At 51.8% G+C, this 18,340-nt stretch carries 16 protein-coding genes; 7 read left to right on the plus strand and 9 right to left on the minus strand.

The window, feature by feature from the left end; genetic code table 11:
• Positions 1 to 165: 165 nt before the first annotated feature.
• Positions 166 to 1,623 carry a M28 family peptidase gene (locus VGN67_RS22180; protein WP_327489283.1) on the plus strand — a complete coding sequence of 486 codons (1,458 nt, stop codon included), beginning with the start codon at positions 166 to 168 and terminating at the stop codon, positions 1,621 to 1,623.
• Between the two features lie 50 nt (positions 1,624 to 1,673).
• Here VGN67_RS22180 and VGN67_RS22185 read toward each other — a convergent pair whose 3' ends face one another.
• Positions 1,674 to 1,919, minus strand: coding sequence for a hypothetical protein (locus VGN67_RS22185; RefSeq protein WP_327489285.1), 246 nt, complete (start codon positions 1,917 to 1,919; stop codon positions 1,674 to 1,676).
• Positions 1,920 to 2,409: 490 nt separating this feature from the next.
• On the opposite strand from VGN67_RS22185, the gene VGN67_RS22190 reads away from it, so the two are divergent.
• From VGN67_RS22190 to VGN67_RS22210, 5 genes are all read left to right on the plus strand, one after another.
• On the plus strand, positions 2,410 to 4,884 hold the full coding sequence (locus tag VGN67_RS22190; RefSeq protein ID WP_327489287.1) for a carboxypeptidase regulatory-like domain-containing protein: 2,475 nt from the start codon (positions 2,410 to 2,412) through the stop codon (positions 4,882 to 4,884).
• 131 nt (positions 4,885 to 5,015) lie between these two features.
• Positions 5,016 to 5,678, plus strand: coding sequence for a hypothetical protein (locus tag VGN67_RS22195; protein ID WP_327489289.1), 663 nt, complete (start codon positions 5,016 to 5,018; stop codon positions 5,676 to 5,678).
• Between the two features lie 184 nt (positions 5,679 to 5,862).
• Complete coding sequence (locus VGN67_RS22200; protein WP_327489291.1) at positions 5,863 to 6,729, plus strand: 4-(cytidine 5'-diphospho)-2-C-methyl-D-erythritol kinase; 867 nt, start codon at positions 5,863 to 5,865, stop codon at positions 6,727 to 6,729.
• Positions 6,730 to 6,856: 127 nt separating this feature from the next.
• Entirely contained in the window at positions 6,857 to 7,474 is a 618-nt protein-coding gene (locus tag VGN67_RS22205; RefSeq protein WP_327489293.1) for a cytochrome c oxidase subunit 3, read from the plus strand.
• 160 nt (positions 7,475 to 7,634) lie between these two features.
• A complete protein-coding gene (locus VGN67_RS22210; RefSeq protein ID WP_327489295.1) occupies positions 7,635 to 8,600 on the plus strand; it encodes an alpha/beta hydrolase in 966 nt (321 codons plus the stop codon).
• Here the strand turns inward: VGN67_RS22210 and VGN67_RS22215 are convergent.
• Genes VGN67_RS22215 through VGN67_RS22225 form a run of 3 tightly spaced genes read right to left on the minus strand, consistent with a single transcriptional unit; the run spans position 8,585 to position 12,626 of the window.
• Positions 8,585 to 9,511, minus strand: a complete 927-nt coding sequence (locus VGN67_RS22215; protein ID WP_327489297.1) for a bestrophin family protein — start codon at positions 9,509 to 9,511, stop codon at positions 8,585 to 8,587. The two genes, VGN67_RS22210 and VGN67_RS22215, sit on opposite strands and share 16 nt — an antisense overlap.
• A 22-nt stretch (positions 9,512 to 9,533) precedes the next feature.
• Positions 9,534 to 11,198 carry an FAD-dependent oxidoreductase gene (locus VGN67_RS22220; protein ID WP_327489300.1) on the minus strand — a complete coding sequence of 555 codons (1,665 nt, stop codon included), beginning with the start codon at positions 11,196 to 11,198 and terminating at the stop codon, positions 9,534 to 9,536.
• Positions 11,199 to 11,237: 39 nt separating this feature from the next.
• The gene (locus VGN67_RS22225) at positions 11,238 to 12,626 is read right to left on the minus strand and encodes an ATP-binding protein (protein ID WP_327489302.1); all 1,389 of its coding nucleotides are present in this window, start codon (positions 12,624 to 12,626) and stop codon (positions 11,238 to 11,240) included.
• A gap of 96 nt (positions 12,627 to 12,722) precedes the next feature.
• Here VGN67_RS22225 and VGN67_RS22230 point away from each other — a divergent pair, with 96 nt between their 5' ends.
• Positions 12,723 to 14,198 carry a glycoside hydrolase family 32 protein gene (locus VGN67_RS22230; protein ID WP_327489305.1) on the plus strand — a complete coding sequence of 492 codons (1,476 nt, stop codon included), beginning with the start codon at positions 12,723 to 12,725 and terminating at the stop codon, positions 14,196 to 14,198.
• Between the two features lie 29 nt (positions 14,199 to 14,227).
• Here VGN67_RS22230 and VGN67_RS22235 read toward each other — a convergent pair whose 3' ends face one another.
• From VGN67_RS22235 to VGN67_RS22255, 5 genes are read right to left on the minus strand one after another with little or no spacing between them, the layout of a single operon-like run.
• Entirely contained in the window at positions 14,228 to 14,797 is a 570-nt protein-coding gene (locus VGN67_RS22235) for a YceI family protein (protein ID WP_327489307.1), read from the minus strand.
• A gap of 18 nt (positions 14,798 to 14,815) precedes the next feature.
• Positions 14,816 to 15,724: a DUF5777 family beta-barrel protein gene (locus tag VGN67_RS22240; protein WP_327489309.1), complete on the minus strand. Its 909-nt coding sequence runs from the start codon at positions 15,722 to 15,724 to the stop codon at positions 14,816 to 14,818.
• 6 nt (positions 15,725 to 15,730) lie between these two features.
• Positions 15,731 to 16,252: a Rieske (2Fe-2S) protein gene (locus VGN67_RS22245; protein ID WP_327489311.1), complete on the minus strand. Its 522-nt coding sequence runs from the start codon at positions 16,250 to 16,252 to the stop codon at positions 15,731 to 15,733.
• A 49-nt stretch (positions 16,253 to 16,301) separates the two neighbouring features.
• On the minus strand, positions 16,302 to 17,732 hold the full coding sequence (locus VGN67_RS22250; RefSeq protein ID WP_327489313.1) for a hypothetical protein: 1,431 nt from the start codon (positions 17,730 to 17,732) through the stop codon (positions 16,302 to 16,304).
• On the minus strand, positions 17,713 to 18,327 hold the full coding sequence (locus VGN67_RS22255; protein ID WP_327489315.1) for an RNA polymerase sigma factor: 615 nt from the start codon (positions 18,325 to 18,327) through the stop codon (positions 17,713 to 17,715). The genes VGN67_RS22250 and VGN67_RS22255 overlap by 20 nt, the downstream gene beginning before the upstream one ends.
• Positions 18,328 to 18,340: the final 13 nt, after the last annotated feature.

Here is an 18,340-nt window from a genome sequence, read left to right on the forward strand (position 1 = left end):
TTTAAGAGTATACAATTAAATAAAATTCTTGCCTAATTTAGTTTCTTAATTGTACTTTCCGGCCCGGCACCTCGTTACTTCAGGCACTCTAAGCGGTGTATCTTTGTTTATACAAAAATCTATATTCTAGTAAGTTACCGTTTGAAATTGATTGATTTACTAATCATGAAAAAAAGAATATTGGTTGCCGTAGTGGGCGGCCTTTGTGTTGTGTTAGCCGGATTCCGCACCGAAGAAAGCGAATGGGAAAAAGCCTTTAGCCGGATCGATACGGAAGTTAGAAAAAACAGCCGGGCCTACCAGACCCTGGGCGAAGCTACGCAGCAAATCGGGCATCGGCTGACGGGGAGCAGCAATGGACGCAACGCCGAAGAGTACGCCTACAAACTCCTCAAAAGCTACGGTTTTAGTGACGTGAAGTACCAGCCGTTCGAGGTGGTATCCTGGATGCGCGATACCGTTACGCTTAGCATAGTACCCAAGAGCAGCGACAACTTCCGGGACGTGGCCGTAGTGGCGCTGGCTCATTCGCCCGTTGAAGCCAGCCTGCATGCTGATATTGTGGACGTGGGAAACGGACTGGAAGAGGATTTTGAAGTTTTGAAAGACAAAGTAAAGGGAAAGGTCGCCTTGGCCAATATTGGGCTGGTAGGAGCACCGGATAAGAAAAACCTGCACCGTTCCGAAAAAACCGCCCTGGCTATCAGGTACGGTGCTTCGGGTATCATTATGGTGAATCAGGCACCGGGCCGGATTCTGCTGACGGGTACCGCTTCCGTAACGGGCGACCTCATACCCATACCGGCGGTGTCTATTTCCAATGACAGCGGCCGTGAACTCCGGTCCTGGCTCAAGGAGGAAGGCCCCCTACAGGCCCACATTGATATGCGCAACTTCTCCCGAACCATCAGAGCCCGCAATGTGGTCGCTACGCTCAAAGGCAAGTCCAGCGAAAAGGTAATCATTGGCGGTCACCTCGACTCCTGGGACCTGGCTACGGGAGCGATTGATAACGGCATCGGTTCTTTTGCCGTGCTGGACATTGCCCGTACCTTTAAAGCGCTCAGAATAAAGCCCGATCGTACCATTCAGTTTGTTATGTTTATGGGGGAGGAGCAGGGCCTGCTGGGTTCCAAGCATTTTGTGCGTGAGCTGAACCGTACCGGCGAAGCAGCCAAAGTACGCTACATGATGAACCTGGATATGACCAACAACCCCAAAGGCATTAACGCCTTTGGCCGGGATGACATGAGTGAGTTTTTTCAGCGGGTAGGTACCGCTATTAGGAAGGTAGACGAAACCTACCCCAACCAGTACCTCAACCGCGCCGGACTACACAGCGATCACCAGCCTTTCATGCTCGACGGCATTCCGGTAGCCGGACTTTCGGGTAGTCTGTCGCCTTCGGCGCTGCAATGTTACCATGCCGACTGTGACAGCTTTGACCTGGTCGATAAGCAGGAGCTGGAGAATACCGTCCGTATTGCCTCTATGTACCTGTATACCCTGGCCAGTGCTAATACACTGCCCGCTAAGCGTCTCACTACCCAACAAACCCGCGACTACCTCATAGCGCAGGGCCTCAAGCAGGAGCTGGTACTTGGTCAGGAGTGGCGTTGGTAGTGCCTGATCCGGTAGCAGATTGCCACGCGCCCTGGTACTGAAATGCCCGCTCAGGGAGCAATCTGTACGCGGGAGTCCGGAGGTCTGGTTGTCGCGGGGAGTAGTTTTAGGGACGGTAAAGGTACTCCCTGCTCCATACGTCGTCTTTCTGCTTGCTCCTGAAATACCGTAGCCACTATGGTAGTAGCCACTATGGTAGTAGGCCCTACTCTGAACCCTATTTGGGCAACAAGGTGGCATGGTTTGTGCAGACGCCCTTTTATCCCGCGCTTCACTACCTTTACCCAAACTTCCATCTTGATTTTTATAAATAATCTTATTTAGTGTAGGATTATTTCTGTGGCAAATTTGCCCCAAAGGCGTTGGCATGAATTTCGTTCGGGCGGAATAGTATAAAGAAAGGGCGAGGGACCTGGTACCAGCGAGCAGCAGAACCCGGACGTAACATTAAATAAATATTTACCATTGGCACATACACTATTTTACCTGATTGCTGCTTTCAATGCTCCCGCTGGCCTATTAGGATTGATGCTACCAGCCCTGCCTTTACAAAGCCCTTTTTTACCGGATGTTTATTTACTGTACAGCAGTAAGGGCACGAGCTGTTTTACCAGCAGGAATGTACCGAACCGGTTATGCGTATCGTTGAAAGGAAGTAGCGATGGAGACCCACCTGTGGGCAGGGTAGCTACAACAAAAGGCCCGGAGGGCCACCACTGACGGAGGAGTATTCCTAAGCTCAGCTCTTAAAAGTTCAACGCAAGATATTCGACACCTAATTATTATATGCCTCTATTTTGCTATGCATATCATTGCCTGAAGGGGCCCCTGCGGGGGTTGCTGCTGGTTTGTATGCTGTTGTGGGGCTTGGGAGTACACGCGCAGGTTGATACCCTGAGACAGCAGGCCGATCGCTATTTTTATACCCAGTCGTACGCACGGGCCATTGAGGGTTACGTAGCGCTACTGCGTCAGGATTCGCTCACGGTTGAGGGACGTAAAGATGTACTATATAACCTGGGCTATGCTTACAAAGAACTTGGGGAGTCGCCCAAGGCTGAAACCGTATACCGGCAGTTTCTGGAATTGGGCGAGCCTACGCCTCAGTACCAGATGGCTTACCTTTACTACGCCCAGGCGCTGGGTTATAACGGTAAACTTGACGAGGCGCAACGCATGTATGCCCGCTACCAGGAGCTGAAAAACGCTACGCCCCAGGGGAGTAATAACGCCGGAACCAGGGCGGTGGGTAACGCAGGTAAAGCAACCTACCGGGTCGAAAACCTGAATATCAACTCGACCGGCTCGGAGTTTAGTCCGGCCTTTTTCAGGGAAGGGCTGGTGTACGTAGCCGGTAAAGGCGCGGGCGGGGCTAATTCGGCCAATAAAGGGTACCTGGACCTCTACTACCTGCCCAACCGGGCCGACGCCCGGCCCATTAGCTTTTTTGGGGCTGATGGTAAAGAAATTTCCCTGAGTACCGGACTTGCCCCATCCAGCACCGGAGGTCGTAAACTGGGCCGGGATACCTATACCCGCTCCACTTCCAACGACTCTCCAACCATAGGTACCTACGCTCCCATCGGTTTTTCGGAAGGGCTGGGGTTGAAGAGCGCAACAACCGCCGCCGGAGGTAGCGCCCAGATCTTCAGTAAGGAGCTCAGTACCCGCTACCACGAGGGACCGGTCACTTTTTCGGCGGATGGCAGTCAGATTATCTTTACCCGAAATAACTATACCGAAGGCCGCTCGGGGCGAAGCAGCGACAACGTAACCAAGCTTAAGCTATACTCGGCTGAACTGACCGACAGCGGCTGGTCCAATGTACAGGAACTCCCGTTCAACAGCGATGAGTACTCAACCGGGCACCCGGCCCTGAGCCGCGACGGCAAGCTGCTCTACTTCGTGTCGGACCGGCCCGGAGGGCAGGGAGGTACCGATATTTACCTGTCGCGCCGGGAGAATGAACGCTGGTCGGCACCCCGGAATCTGGGACCTCAGATCAATACCACCAAGGATGAAATGTTTCCTTTTGTGGATGAGAATGGGAATCTTTATTTTGCTTCCAGCGGCCAGGCCGCCGGGTTAGGCGGTCTGGATATTTATACGGTTCCTATGCTTAACGGGGCCGTGGTAGGGCAGGTGGCCCATCTGGATGCCCCCATCAACTCCGCCGCCGACGATTTTGGGCTTATTACCGATGGCAACCGCAGCACGGGCTACTTCAGCAGTAACCGGCTGCGCGGCGACGACGATATTTTTCGCTTTATCCGTGAAAGCTCCCTCTCTGGCTGCCGTAATCTGACGTTGCGGGTCTTTGATGAAAGTACTTCGGCTCCTCTGGACAGTGCGCTGGTTATTGTAAAGGCGCGGGGCGAAGGCCGTGACCAGCAGGAACTATATACCAATGCCAACGGAGAGGTAAACATTTGCCTGGAAGCTAATAATGACTTTATTTTTGAGGTATCGCACGAAGGGTACCTGGCGGGTACCGTTGGCTTTACTACCTCGGGCTTTACCGACGAGAAATCGACCCGGCTGGAGTACTCCCTGCTGAAGTTTGAAACGGAGCCGGAAGATGCCCTGCCCGCCAGTATATCGGGCGGACAGGGGCGGGATAAGCTCGTTATTTCAACGTTGCGCGGCACCGTAACCGGCGAATCCGATAAAAAGCCCATTGAAGGCGTAAAAATTGTACTTAGAAATAAGTGTGACAATTCGGTAAAACAAACCGTAACGGGTCCCGACGGACGCTTTGAGTTTGAGCTGCGCGAAGGCTGCGACTACCAACTGATAGCCTCCAAATCTACCTACGGTACCAATACCAACGCTATTAAAAAGATACCCGCCAAGTCGGAGCCTAAGCTGGTATCGGCGGATCTGAAAATGCTGAAAGTGGGTGACGTAGTAACGCTGGACAACATCTACTACGACTCGGGTAAGTGGGACATACGTACCGACGCCGCCCGGGAGCTGGACAAAATGGTAGCTACCATGCGCAAGTACCCATCGCTGCGCTTCGAAATTGGCTCCCATACGGACAGCCAGGGTACTGCGCAGTTTAATCAGTACCTGTCTGAGCGTCGCGCCAAGGCTGTTCTAAACTACCTGGCTTCAAAAGGTATAGCCCGCAACCGCATGGCTGCCAAAGGTTACGGCGAAACCAGCCTTATCAATCAGTGCAGGGATGGCGTGCTTTGTACCGAAGAGGAGCACCAGCGCAACCGCCGCACGGAGTTCAAGGTACTGTTCATAAAATAGTCCATTACTTTATATAATGGACGAATTGACCGATCAGGTTCGAGGCATGGCGGATGATCTGGACTATATATACGTTCAAATTAAAGAAATCGTAACTAGCATTTATTTTAAAGAGGTTAGACTATATAGATATGGCTTATAAGTCCTATAGGTATCTATATTATTTCATTTTACTTTGGGGGACTTTAGGTTCGATCAAAGCTAGGGCTGATATTTGGCAGCCGCCAGGAGTAAAAATGTATTACTCAGAAAATCTGAAATATAAATTAGTCATAACGCCTCAAATCGTTCCTGAGAAGTATTATCAATGGGAATACTTTAAAAGTAACAGACATCCACAAACGAACAAGATTCTGCGTAAAACGGATAAATTTATGCGCAATATTTCAGCACAGGACACAATTCTGATTCCTTGTATTGGAGAGCTGTATGATGTAAGTGGATCAGAAAGTGTCTTGATATGGAAGCGAAGTATGCTGAACTATTCTTGCCCTGTTCATGCAATAATCGCTAATAATGGTTCGTCGGTTGCAACTTTTGATAATTGGTATTCGATTGGATACGGTGTGAATGTATTTGTGATTTATAATCAAAAAGGAGATGCAAAGAGCACCTACAAACTTGAAGAAATCAGCCCTTTTCCTCTGAATGATTATAGTAAGTCAACTTCATCGTTATACTGGAGAAAAGAGGCTGTCTTTATTGATAATGAAAGAGTAGAGCTTACCTTTCAAACAGATAAGTACCTGAAAAAGAGAATTTATAATACCAAAAAGTTTGAATTCGAGAGATAGCACCTAATAACATGATGTAGCATTACTAGTGGGATTCGTTTGAACATGTAGGTGTCTGGGTAAAAAATTAGTTTACGAATTACTCCATTTTTTTTTGTGTCAACCTGCGAAAGCCCTTTTCCTTCCTGGAAAGGGCTTTCGTAGATTTTACGATATTTGCCCCTGTACTGACTTGCTCTGATGAATGGTAGTTTTCCCTAGCGCCAAAATTAACCTTGGCCTCCGCATTACTGAAAAGCGCCCCGACGGGTTTCATAACCTTGAATCGTGCTTTTATCCCGTGGGCTGGGCGGATGCGCTTGAAATTCGCCCCGCTGAACGTTTTTCGTTCCAGTCCTCCGGTTTAACGATTCCGGGAGGCGCTCCTCCGGGAAGCGTTCCTCCGGGAGGCGCTCCTCCCGGAGGAACTGCGTCAGAAGTGTCTACTAACCTATGTGTGAAAGCCTATGAGCTGCTGGCCCGTGATTATTCCCTGCCTCCGGTGGAGATTCATCTGCTGAAAGCCATTCCGATCGGGGCCGGGTTGGGGGGCGGTTCGGCCGATGCTGCTTTTACCATCAGGGCGCTGAATGAGCTTTTCGGGTTACAGCTTACCACGCTCCGGCAGCAGGACTACGCCCGTACTCTGGGCAGCGATTGCGCTTTTTTTATTGAAAATAAACCTACCTACTGCTACGGTAAAGGTGATCAGTTTGAGGAAATACCCCTCCGCCTTACCGGTAAATGGATTGTGCTGGTTAATCCGGGGCTGCACATAGCTACGGCCGAGGCTTACGCCCGGGTGCGTCCGGCCCGACCGGCTACAGATTTGCGTGAGCTTCTGCAACTACCTATAGCCGGGTGGCGTACTACAGTTGTTAATGATTTTGAAGCCTCTTTGTTCCCAGGATACCCGCAGTTGTCGGCTATAAAAGATAAATTGTACGAGTTGGGGGCATTATATGCCAGTATGAGTGGTTCAGGTTCCACAGTCTATGGAATTTTTGAGAATGAACCTGAGGGTTCGAACAATTTCAGCCCCTACGCCGTTTGGCAAGGAGAACTCTCCTGATTCTGCGAGTAGGAAGAAAATGTGTTGAATTGTTCTAATCTGAGTCCTGCGGGCATGCTTTTTTATATTAGATAATTTTATTTTCTCTTTTTAACTGTATGCCGACCAACGAAAGCTTTTACGAATCATGCCAATAAAACCGACCACCCGAAGCCCGGAGAATCCATTTACCAAGCGACGCGAACCACTACAATTCATGCTGTGGCTGGGTATAGGAGGAAGCGTGCTGATTTTTACAACCTTGCTGGCCATTTATATCATACGCAAAGTAGGGCCCGACTGGCAACAGGTTTCACTGCCGGGTATCTTCTGGATCAGTACCTTTGTAATATTGTTGAGTAGTGTAACCATGCACGAAGCGCACCGGGCGTTTCTGCGCGAACGTTTTCCGATATACCGCTCCTGCCTGGGGGCAACGTTAACCCTGGGGGTTATGTTTGTATTTATGCAGCTATGGGGATGGATTCAGATGCTGGACCAGGGCATAGGCATGCAGGATAGCGCACCCGGGGCTTTTGTATACCTGCTGTCGGGGCTGCACATAGCGCATATTATCGGGGGATTAGCTTTTCTGGGATTCGCGTTCTGGGATTCTTTAAAGAATATGACCTACATTGATGCTTTCGTATATAGTGTCAATCCGCCCAATCGTCTCAAGATGAAGCTCATTACTACGTACTGGCACTTTGTAGATGTACTCTGGATTTACTTATTCCTGTTTCTGCTGTTTCATCATTCGGCCTAGGGCAGGGGTTTTCTGTATCAGGCAACCCTGTACCAACTCCTGATTTTTTCGTCGCTCCTCTACGTACTTTCATCAGCTGATTTTTCCATTTGGGTAAGCTGTTTTTTTCTATATTCGAAGAGGCTGTCATCTTTGAGTCCTAAACACTCAGGAAACAGCTATGAAAAAAATTATCGGTATTTTCGTTTTGGTTATGCTTGCCTATTCCACCCAGGCTTTCGCACGTGCTACCGCAGAACGCGAATTTTACTTCACCACGTCCGATAGTGTCAAACTATACGTGCGGGTTACCGGGCAGGGGAGTCCCTGTGTTTTTATACACGGTGGCCCCGGCTCAACCAGCAACTACTTCGAAAAGTCGGAGGGAAGCCAGGTGGAGCAATTCCTGCAGATGATCTACTTCGACCAGCGGGGGTCCGGGCGATCAGAGAGCGCCCGCAACGGCAACTACTCCATAGCCCGCCTTGAGAAAGACCTCGAAGAACTACGCCGGTACCTGGGTTACCCGCGTTGGTCGGTTATGGGGCATTCGTTTGCCGGTATCCTGATGACCAATTACCTCGACCACTACTCCCGCTTTGTCAGTTCGGCTATTTACGTCAACTGTACCCTCAATCTGCCTTATTCCATCAACAGCCACATCAGCTTCGGCATTAATGAACTTGGCCTTACCGATAAGGCCTACACCGACCCGGCCATTAACCCCATGGAGCGCCTGGGAAAAGTACACGAACAGCTCAATGAAAAGGGCGTCTGGTACAAGCTGATGTTTGCCACGCCGGAAGCCAAGGTGGTAAGTGACTCGATAACGCTTAGCATTGGCCGCGCCTTTAACTACGACTACGGCAACAAGGTATGGGGCTACACCGAGTACCAGCAGGACTTTACGCCCCTTACGGCCCACATTAAAGTACCTGTACTCGTTATGGCTGGTCAGAAGGACCATGCCGTGGGGCCTGAACACTACACTTCGTTCCGCTTTCCCAACGTGCGTACTGTTCTCTACGAAGGCGGCCACTGTCCCTTTCAGGAGAGCGGTGCCTGGTTTGCCGCTACGATCCGGTTGTTTATGCAGGAGCAGGGCAAAAGGTACAGCAGCAGGATGATGCCTCAGAAAACCTTCTGATACAGTTTTTCCTCCCGCTCGGGCAGGTGTACGTGCGTTACTTCCAGAATTTCAAAAACATTGGTTTTGATGGTATGGGCTATGTCGCCGGTGGGCAGGTCGTTACAGTCCAGGCCGAAAGGCTCTTCGATTTCGGCGGCCATCATTTCAATACCAATAAAAGTAAAGAAGATAAACGTCACCAGCGGAATAGTGAAGTACCCGAAGTCCCGGATAAGGCCGAAGGGGAGCATCAGGGAGTAACCCAGGATCAGCAGCTTGATGTACACGCTGTACGAAAAGGGAATGGGGGTTTTTTTGATACGCTCACAGGCACCGGCAATGTCCAGCAGGGCCTGCAGGTGCGGCTTCATATTGCGCAGGTCGGTACCTGAAATAGCCTCTGCCCGGTAGTAGCCCTGTATTTTCTGGTGAATTTGCGTAACCAGGTAGTTGGGTACGTGTGCCCGCTCCTTGTATTTCCCGGCTTCGTCGGGGCTAATAAAAATCAGCTCTTCTACCCGGGTACCTGCCCGGAGGTGTTCCTTGAGGGCAATGCAAAAGTTAGAAACCAGGACCGCTATTTCAAAACGGCCCTGGGTATCTTCTTTCGGGAAAGTACTATGTACCGACACGGCCAGATTACGGCAGTTGTTCACCAACGCGCCCCACTGCTTGCGCCCTTCCCACCAGCGGTCGTAGGCGGTGTTGGTTCGGAACACCAGCAGGACGCTCAGTACAATACCCAGCAGCGAAAAAATACTGGAAGGGACATTGACCTCCATGGGCCATATTTCCTCGAAAGCTACGGTAAGCCCCGCCGTAATGGCTCCCACCCCCAGCGCCGACCGGAGTATCTTTTGCATGGTCCAGCTACGGGTGAGGTGGGTAATGTCGCGGAGGAAGTTCTTGTTTGATTCGTAAATAATCATGTCATTCGGGATAGAGTTGGGGTTATATTTCGGATAAGTACTTATGGACGAAGCTTATGGCCATAGCGCCTTCCCCTACGGCCGAGGCTACGCGGTTCATGGCGTCGGCCCGGACGTCTCCCGCCGAGAAAATACCCGGCACACAGGTTTCGAGGGGGAAGGGCTCCCGCTTTTTTTTCCATATCCGCTTAAAATCCGGATGCAGCACCAGGTCCCGTCCGGTAATAATAAAACCGCGCTTGTCTTTCTGGAGATCGTTGGTGATCCAGTCGGTATAGGGTTTGGCCCCGATAAAGATAAAGAGTGCATTGGCCTGGAAGGTACGGGTTTCCTGGGTATTGATATCCTGAATCAGCAGTTCTTCCAGATGCTCACTACCCCGGGCTTCTACTATTTCCGAATCCGCTAGGATTTTAATGTTGGGCGTAGCGTTGATCTGGTCAATGAGGTACTGCGACATAGTCGACGAAAGGTCGGGCTTACGAATAACTATGTACACCCGGCGGGCAAACTGCGAAAGGTACATGGCGCCCTGCCCGGCGGAGTTGCCCCCGCCCACCACAAAAACTTCGCGGTCGCTGCAGCCATGCGCTTCGGTGGTAGCCGCTCCGTAGTACACCCCGGCTCCCGTAAACTGGTCCACACCCTGGGTTTCAAGCCTCCGGTAGTTGACACCGGTGGTGATAACCAGGCTCTTGGTATTGACCTGACCTCCGCTCTTTAGTGTCAGTAACTTGTAGTTATCTTTTACCTGAATATCAACTACCTCTTCGGGCGAAAGAAATTCTACGCCAAAACGCCTCGCCTGGGTAATAGCCCGGTTGGAAAGCTCGGCTCCGCTCAGGCCCGACGGAAAGCCCAGGTAGTTCTCAATGCGGGAACTGGTACCCGCCTGTCCGCCGGGTGCCCGCTTTTCGATGAGTAGCGTCTTGAGTCCTTCGGACCCCCCGTACACCGCCGCTGACAACCCGGCCGGTCCGGCTCCTATAATGACCACGTCGTATAGTTGTTCGCTGGATGCTTCCAGATTCAGGCCCAGTTTTTCGGCCAGTTGCCGGCTGTCCGGCTGCACCAGGTAAGTACCATCTTCCATAAATACAAAGGGCGCATCTTTCTCTTTCAGACTGTGCGATTCTACGAGTTCTTTGGCTTTGTCGCTGGTTTCAAGGTCGAGCCACTGGTAGGGACGCAGGTTACCCGACAGGTAATCCTTTACTTCGTGCGACTTGGGGGAAAACTGATACCCCACCACTTTCATGCCTTCAAAGTCAGGTATATAAGAGACGTTCCAGTCGTCCAGCAGGCCGTCCAGTACCGGATAAATCTTTTCTTCGGGGGGGTCCCAGGGTTTCATCAGGTAGTGGTCCAGCCGCACGTCATTGATGGCCTTAATGGCGGCATCGGTATCCGAATAGGCCGTCAGCAATACCCGCTTGGCTTCGGGATAGTACTTTTTGGCTTCGGTCAGGTACTCAACGCCCAGCATTTCGGGCATTCGCTGGTCGGATATATAGAGGGCTACGGTTTCATTTTTTTGTTTCAGCTCCTTCAGCGTTTCCAGGGCTTCATGGGCTGAACTGGTATTCATAACTTTATATTCTTTCTGATAGCGGCCTTTAAGGTCCCGGGCCAGCGCCTTCAGTACCTGCATATCGTCATCTACCGCCAGGATAATGGGTTTCTTCATGAATAACTAAAAGTAGTAGTAATGGGTAGAATGAAAAGTTTACTCAATGGGCAGGCATACGCTAAACTCGGTCAGGCCGGGTTCGGACTGTACTTTTACCTGACCTTTGTGCTGTAGTTCCACTATGTTTTGTACTATTTCCAGGCCCAGTCCGGTACCTTTGCCTATGTCTTTAGTAGTAAAAAAAGGATCGAATACCTGCCCTTTGATATCATCAGGGATACCACTGCCCCGGTCAATGATTTTGGTAATGACAAACTCCCGGTCGTGTACGGCTTCAATAGTTATTTCACCTCCGTCCGGTGAGGCATCAATGGCATTGTCGATCAGGTTGGTCCAGACCTGATTCATATCGCCGGGGCGTACGCAGATGTCGGGCAGGTGGTCGGGCAGGTTTAGCTGTACCGAAATATTCTTGCTTTTGAGCTTATGCTGCAATATACGGAGGGTACTTTGTAGTCCTTCCCGCAACGATATTTTTTTCTTGTCGGCTCCACCGTCCATGTGCGAATAGTCTTTAACGGACTTTACCAGATCACCTATTCGTTGGGAGGCTTCCGTTATTTCGGTCACTAATCGCTCGGTAGTAAGTACGTTATCGACCCAGTTCAGGACCGGCTCCAGGCTTTGGCCCGACAAGCACTCCTTAATTCGTTCCAGGTCCTGAACTGTAAAGCGGTACTCTACCAGATTTTCGGCCAGTTCATACCCGTTCGACACTTCGTGCTCTTCCAGCCAGTCAGACAGGTCCTCTTCCTGATTTGATTTTTGCATGAGCGTCAGCTGGCTTGGTGCGCCCGCGGTCAGTTTTTCAAACAGGATGGTACTTACCTGGTCTACCTGCCCGGGGGCCATGCGCAGAGAAATAACCTCTTTGAATTTTTCGGGTACCGTACTCAGGTGCTGTTTCAGGGTAGTAGCGCTTCGTACCACCGCCGAAGCCGGGTTATTCAGCTCGTGGGCAAGTCCGGCCGAGAGTTTTCCCAACGAAATCATCTTTTCGTTTTGCTGCTGCGACTTTGTAAAATTCCGGACCCGGTTCAGCATTAAATGTACCAGTACTTCCACGAGTTCATCCTGGTGCTCGATCATCTCCCGGAACTTTTCCCGGTGCAACAGCAGCAGGGTAGTAGGCTCTACCGCCATAGCGTTGCCAGCGGCATTTTTAAGGCGGGAATACGGAAGCAGGCCTCCTACGTAGCCTTTTCCCTGATCTTCCAGGCTTCGTTGCTCCCCGTTTTGTACGGCGTACAGGCGCAGCATGCCTTCCATGACAATGTACAGGTTGTCTATCGGGTCGCCTTTTTTAAATTGGTACTCGCCCTCCTCTATGTGTATTAACCGGCCTTGTTCGGCCAGCCACTGTAGTTGCGGCTGGGGTACCGACTCGAGGTTTTCATTTTGACTAAGTTCCTGTAGAATGTCCATATATAGGTGGCTGGGAATGTTGCATTAAGAGAAAAAGGAGCTACTTTGTTGTCTGAAAATGACTATTCTTACTAAATACAGGCTAACTGACTACTCATGCGCCGCACTGCTTCATTCATCGCTTTCCTGCTCCTGCTACAGCTGTGCGCGGAGGCTCAAAGCACTCTTTTGAACGAGCCCCACCGTCCTCAGTACCATTTTTCACCCCGAGTTAACTGGATCAACGACCCCAACGGATTGCTCTACCACCAGGGCGAGTATCACCTCTTTTACCAGTATAATCCCTTCGGGCAGCGCTGGGGGCACATGACCTGGGGCCACGCCGTCAGCCGTGACCTGGTACAGTGGGAAGAACTTCCGCCCGCTATTCCCGAAGAAAACGGCATCATGATATTTTCGGGTAGCGCGGTCATGGACTTCACCAACTCAACCGGGTTCGGCAAAAACGGGCAGGTACCTATGGTCGCCATTTATACCGGCCACCAGCAAAACCGCCAGAGCCAGCACCTTGCCTATAGTCTCGACAACGGCCGCACCTGGACCAAATACGACAAAAATCCGGTACTTGATTTAGAGAAAAAAGACTTCCGTGACCCCAACGTATTCTGGCACGCTGCCTCGGGTCAGTGGGTGATGTCGGTGGTTATTCCTGAGGAACAAAAGGTACTTTTTTATAATTCCAAAAACCTGACCGCCTGGAATAAAACCGGGGAGTTTCAGGTACTGAACGATAAACTGGGAATATGGGAGTGCCCCTCGCTGCTGGAAGTACCCGTGGAAGGTACCCCCGGGAAAAAGTGGGTCTTGCTGCAGTCCATCGGCAACGGCTCGGTAGCGGGTGGCTCGGGAATGCTGTACTTTGTGGGAGAATTTGACGGGAAAAGCTTTAAACCGCAGGATCGGCAGCTTCGCTACGTTGACTACGGGAAGGACTACTACGCCGCTATTCATTACAACCACCTGAGCAGCCCCGTAACGGTAGGCTGGATGAATAACTGGCAGTACGCCAATGACCTGCCGGTAAGCCCGTGGAAGGGGGCCATGTCTCTGCCGCGCGAGCTGAGCCTGGCCAAAAAAGGGAATACCTACGAGCTGCGCCAGCAGCCCGTAGCCGAGCTTCAGAAGCTACGCCAGCCCCCGCTGGTACTTGAGGGCATGACCGCCGCCTCCCTGAGCCGGGCCTTGTCGGGCCTGAATACCACCACCCTGGAACTGAAAATAGAAGCCGAACCCAAAGATTTTGTAGTAAAGCTACGCAAGGGCGATGGCGAAGAGACGCTGCTGGGCTACGACGCCGCCAAACGCGAACTGTACCTCGACCGCACCCGCTCGGGCCATGTGCAGTTTCATAAAGATTTCCCGGCTCGCTTCGCAGCGCCACTCCCCGCCGCCGACGGTAAAATAAAGCTTCACGTGTTCCTGGACCGCTCCTCGGTCGAAGTATTTGCTAACGACGGCGCGGCAACCATTACAGCGCAGATATTTCCCCGGCCAGAAAGTACCGACATAGAAATAGCGGGCACGGCCGTGCGGAAGGTAGAAGCCTGGCCGCTGGAAAGTACTTATCGGTAGTGAATGATTTTATAAAATCTGCGAATTCTTCAGGGCCGGGTGTAGGGGGTTAGCTGGTAGCGGGCTTTTACCTGAATAACCTGGGCGATCTTCATGAAGACGATTTTAGGTACATCTATTTTATGATCGGTCAGCGCTACGTCGAAGTCGGAGCTGAGGGTTAGGGTATTGTCTTTGATGGTAAGCTGCCCCTGTAAGGTACGGTTCTGGCTGACGTCGTGGACGGTAAACTGCCCCGTAGCGCTTACCGGATAGGTACCATTCTGGCTGTAGTCAATCGTTTGGTTTACTTTGCCCCGGAATGTGGCCGTGGGATATTTATCCGACTCCACGTAGTTTTCGTTGAAGTGCTCCTGCATGAGCTTGTTCGGAAAGTCAAAGTCACGCATGGTAATCCGGATGGCCAGCTCGCCGGTGGTGGTATTGAGCAGAGCCTGCGTTTTTTTATTCACCGCGCTGATGTTCTCCGCCGGAGTTTCCGAGAAAAAACTGGTTTGTCCGGCTGCGGTTGCGTACAGCTTGCTCTGGGCCAGTACCGGCTGGGGAAGCCCCCAACTCAGTACCAGCAAGAGCAGGTATATTGATAAGTACTTATTCATAGTTGACTCCCTTGCCCGCTACCAGCCGACCGGGTTTTGTTTGCTTTTCTTTTCCAGACTAAAAGTCCGGGAAATATTAAATCCGTAGTGAATATCGCCTTTGCCCCAGGTACCCAGCGTTTCGCCGATAAACTGCTTCTCGATCATCCCCAGCGAATTGGTAAAGTGCAGCTGAAAAACGTGCCCGCCCGTTTCGATGTCTACCCCTACGGCCATGGAGTTGTAGTAGGGGAGCGAAGTACTTCCGGCGTCGCGAGCGGTCCAGAAGTATTCGCCGTTGAGGGATACCCGTTTGCTGAGCTTGTACCTGCCACCTATCCCCACCGCCAGCAAGAGCCGGTCGTCGGCAGGTAGTTCGGGCTGGTTGCGGTAGAGGTAGGTAGGGCTCAACTGCAGCGAAAGCCGCTCGCTGAACTTTCGGGCTATAAGTACCTGTCCGGTATAGGAAAGCTTATCCTGAAAGGAACGCTGCGCTTCGCCCGGTATGAACGAGCGGATGGTCCGGACTACGGTACTGCCAAACAGCGTTACCGACACCGGAACGGTACGGGCGCCGGTAGTTTGCTGCAGAACGCGGTACTTGGCAAAGAAGTCATAGGCTTTCTGCTCCGAGCTGCGCCCAACGCCCACCATCAGGTTGTCCGTGAGGCCGTATTCAAACCCCAGCCGTAGCGTAGCCTGGTCCAGACCAAACAGCTCGTAGGCACCCGAGTTCAGCCGTCCGAAACGGTGCGAAATCCGGAAGTCGAGGTGGTTTCGCTTCATGGTTTCGACCGAGTGGCCGTTGATAATCCGGGTAGACTTGAAGGTAGCCTCTACGGGTACGGTCAGCGGTCCGGCCTGACTTTCCAGTTCGCCCAGCAGGTCGTCCTGGGCAACGCTCAGCAGGGGAATCAGCAAAAAGGGTACTATGCGCAGTACATGCATAAAAAATTATTCAAAAATTCGTAGGGAATTACCGTTCTGGCTGAGTTCGCTTTTATAAACTCTTAGGGGCGAAGGAGCCGGGCTTTGTTTTACGGTACCATCGGTATTAAAAGCTGAGCCGTGGTTGGTACAATAAAAGTCATTTTGTGCCAGTCGGTATTCAACAGTGGTCCCTTGGTGGGTACAGGCTTTGGATAGGGCTACATAGCGGTTGCCGGAAGCCAATGCTACGATGACATCGCCCACTATAGCAAACTGCCCTTCGGTTTTGAGCTTGCTGTAATTACTACTCGTCAGGTCCAGCGTAAAGTTGATGTTACCACCCGTAGCGTTACCAGTCAGGCCGGCGCTGTTGTTCCCCGTGCCACCGTTATTATTACCTCCGGTAGGGGTGGGGTCGTCATCGCCGGAGCTACAGGCGGTCAGGGTACCCATGCAGTAAAATGCCATCAGAGCTGAGGTACTCAAGCCCAGGCTGCGCAGGAATTCTCCTCTTTTCAAGGTTTCTTTTTCTTGTTTGATTTCCATCTTTATCTTACTTTATTGTTAAATAATCAGGACGGCATTTGCCGCCGCTTTACTTCCCCCTCACCGGCCGGTACCTGACCGATACCCACATGCCCGTCGTAAACAGATTTACTTTTCCGTAGCCTATTTTCCGGAGCGGGAGCCGCACGTAGGGCTCAGCCAGCAGGGATAACCGGTCAGAAAGATGGTACTCATAGCCAACAGAGGCGTTGAGGTGGCTCAGCCAGTACCAGCCCGTTTGGCCTTCCCAGCGCCAGCGCTTTATGCTGGGATCAGGGCGCTCGTAGTGGTACTTGTATATTTCTTTCTGCATGCGGTAGGACGACAGCCCCGTTCCCACAAACCAGGTCGAACGAGTACCCTGCTCTATATCATAGCGCAGGTTCAGGGGAATCTCGAGTACCTGGCAGTCGCCGTCTACACTGCTGGGCTTAACGTACTGATTCCAGTAGGCGGGCCATTCATACTGGCCGGGTAAGGCCTGGTAGGTTTTCAGACTCCTGATTACACCCGTCTGCAGGTACAACCGGGAGGTTACTGAGTAGTCTATCAGCAACGAGGCTGACGGTCCCGGTCTGGATAGACCCGGTGAAGTAAAGTCTCTTAAGCCAACCGAACTCATATCGGGTGATACCCCCAGCCGCACCGCCCATTTGGCCGCGGGAGAGCGATACTTAACTACTGGCCCGGGAACCCCGGGGCTAACCACCGGCGCAGCGAAGTGGTGGTTAGTCTGGTAGGTCAGCCGGGGTAGTAAAGGTGCTACCTCCATTACCCGATTTAGCTGCACCTGGTTTTCTTCCGGCACACTCTCCCAGGTAGTTTCACTGGCTGTGGCCGCAAGGCCTTCTCCTCCACTTTCAACAGTCCCTAAACCATCAGCGATTTTTTCGGCCTGATTCGATAAAAGCTCACCCTTGCTACGTATACGCTGCTGAGCGGTACCTTTATCCCTATTTTGATGGGATGCCCCGTCGCCCTCCGCTCTACCAGAAAGGGTAGATTGTAGCCGCACTCCGCTTGCGTCTGGCTGGCGCCGGGGCTGTATCTTCTGAGCATTCTGCTCCTGATTTTCTGTACTAGTTAGTCCTTTCAGTTCCGCCGAAGCAGCCGGAATTGCTACCCGACCTTCAGTACGCACAGGTATCATGCTTTGCTGCGGTCCCTGTCTACTTTTATCAGTATCCATTTGGGGCTGAGCTGCTTCCGCTACCGGCTTTCCTGACGTGGTTGCTGCCCTTTGTTCTTCTGCGTCAGTAGTTGTGCTCCGGTAGTAAGTACCCAGTCCGCCAGCGAGCAACAGCAGCAACAGGCCTCCTCCGAGCCACCATTTCCTGAGCTGACCCGTGCCCGTCGGGGCGGGAGAGTCATCCAGCCGTTCCCGCAGGCTGTCCCAGTCGGCGGGGTCGTAGGCGGGCTTCAGCTCTTCAGCAGACTTCCTGAAGAGCTCATCCAGCCGGTCATCTGGTAACTCGTTCATAGTCATCTGCGTTTTTTTGGGCTAACATTACTTTTAGTTTTTGGCGGGCGCGTGACAGGTTTGATTTGGAACCTCCCACCGTTATTCCCAGTTGTTCGGCTATTTCTTCGTGGGTGTAGCCATCTATGACCGCCATACAGAACGTGACGCGGTACGAAGGCGGCAATTGCTGGATCATACCAATCAGTTCCTCGTGTGACAGCTGACTTGTGGCGGTTTCGTCCACCGAAACATTTTCGGCTGCCTCTACGCCCTCGTGCCCCTGATGCTGCCGCAGTGGAGACTGCCCCAGTGGATGCTGCCTCTGTTCGCGGCGGAAATGGTCCAGCGCCGTGTTGATCATGATCCGGCTCATCCAGGCTTTGAAAGAGCGTTCCGAGTCAAAACTTTCCAGTTTGGTAAATATTTTCAAAAACCCGTCGTTCAGGATTTCTTTGGCCTCGTCCCGACTTCGGGTATAGCGTAGGCAGATTCCCATGGCGTAGCCGTAGAATTGCCGATAGAGCAATTCCTGACTACGACGGTCTTTGAGCAAACAGCCGTCGAGCAGTTCAAGAAGAACAGCGGAGTTGTACCCGGGCATGTTGTCGGTCATTCTTTATACAGCA

It is taken from the genome of Telluribacter sp., from assembly GCF_035998675.1.
Taxonomy (GTDB): Bacteria; Bacteroidota; Bacteroidia; order Cytophagales; family Spirosomataceae; genus Telluribacter.

Excerpts from the sequence above, each read along its gene's own strand:
- VGN67_RS22185 (WP_327489285.1), bottom strand. The coding sequence starts at position 1,919 with ATGGAAGTTTGGGTAAAGGTAGTGAAGCGCGGGATAAAAGGGCGTCTG.
- VGN67_RS22195 (WP_327489289.1), top strand. The coding sequence starts at position 5,016 with ATGGCTTATAAGTCCTATAGGTATCTATATTATTTCATTTTACTTTGG.
- VGN67_RS22245 (WP_327489311.1), bottom strand. The coding sequence starts at position 16,252 with ATGGAAATCAAACAAGAAAAAGAAACCTTGAAAAGAGGAGAATTCCTG.
- VGN67_RS22255 (WP_327489315.1), bottom strand. The coding sequence starts at position 18,327 with ATGACCGACAACATGCCCGGGTACAACTCCGCTGTTCTTCTTGAACTG.
- VGN67_RS22220 (WP_327489300.1), bottom strand. The coding sequence starts at position 11,198 with ATGAAGAAACCCATTATCCTGGCGGTAGATGACGATATGCAGGTACTG.
- VGN67_RS22225 (WP_327489302.1), bottom strand. The coding sequence starts at position 12,626 with ATGGACATTCTACAGGAACTTAGTCAAAATGAAAACCTCGAGTCGGTA.
- VGN67_RS22200 (WP_327489291.1), top strand. The coding sequence starts at position 5,863 with ATGGTAGTTTTCCCTAGCGCCAAAATTAACCTTGGCCTCCGCATTACT.
- VGN67_RS22190 (WP_327489287.1), top strand. The coding sequence starts at position 2,410 with ATGCCTCTATTTTGCTATGCATATCATTGCCTGAAGGGGCCCCTGCGG.
- VGN67_RS22205 (WP_327489293.1), top strand. The coding sequence starts at position 6,857 with ATGCCAATAAAACCGACCACCCGAAGCCCGGAGAATCCATTTACCAAG.
- VGN67_RS22210 (WP_327489295.1), top strand. The coding sequence starts at position 7,635 with ATGAAAAAAATTATCGGTATTTTCGTTTTGGTTATGCTTGCCTATTCC.
- VGN67_RS22180 (WP_327489283.1), top strand. The coding sequence starts at position 166 with ATGAAAAAAAGAATATTGGTTGCCGTAGTGGGCGGCCTTTGTGTTGTG.
- VGN67_RS22240 (WP_327489309.1), bottom strand. The coding sequence starts at position 15,724 with ATGCATGTACTGCGCATAGTACCCTTTTTGCTGATTCCCCTGCTGAGC.
- VGN67_RS22215 (WP_327489297.1), bottom strand. The coding sequence starts at position 9,511 with ATGATTATTTACGAATCAAACAAGAACTTCCTCCGCGACATTACCCAC.
- VGN67_RS22230 (WP_327489305.1), top strand. The coding sequence starts at position 12,723 with ATGCGCCGCACTGCTTCATTCATCGCTTTCCTGCTCCTGCTACAGCTG.
- VGN67_RS22250 (WP_327489313.1), bottom strand. The coding sequence starts at position 17,732 with ATGAACGAGTTACCAGATGACCGGCTGGATGAGCTCTTCAGGAAGTCT.
- VGN67_RS22235 (WP_327489307.1), bottom strand. The coding sequence starts at position 14,797 with ATGAATAAGTACTTATCAATATACCTGCTCTTGCTGGTACTGAGTTGG.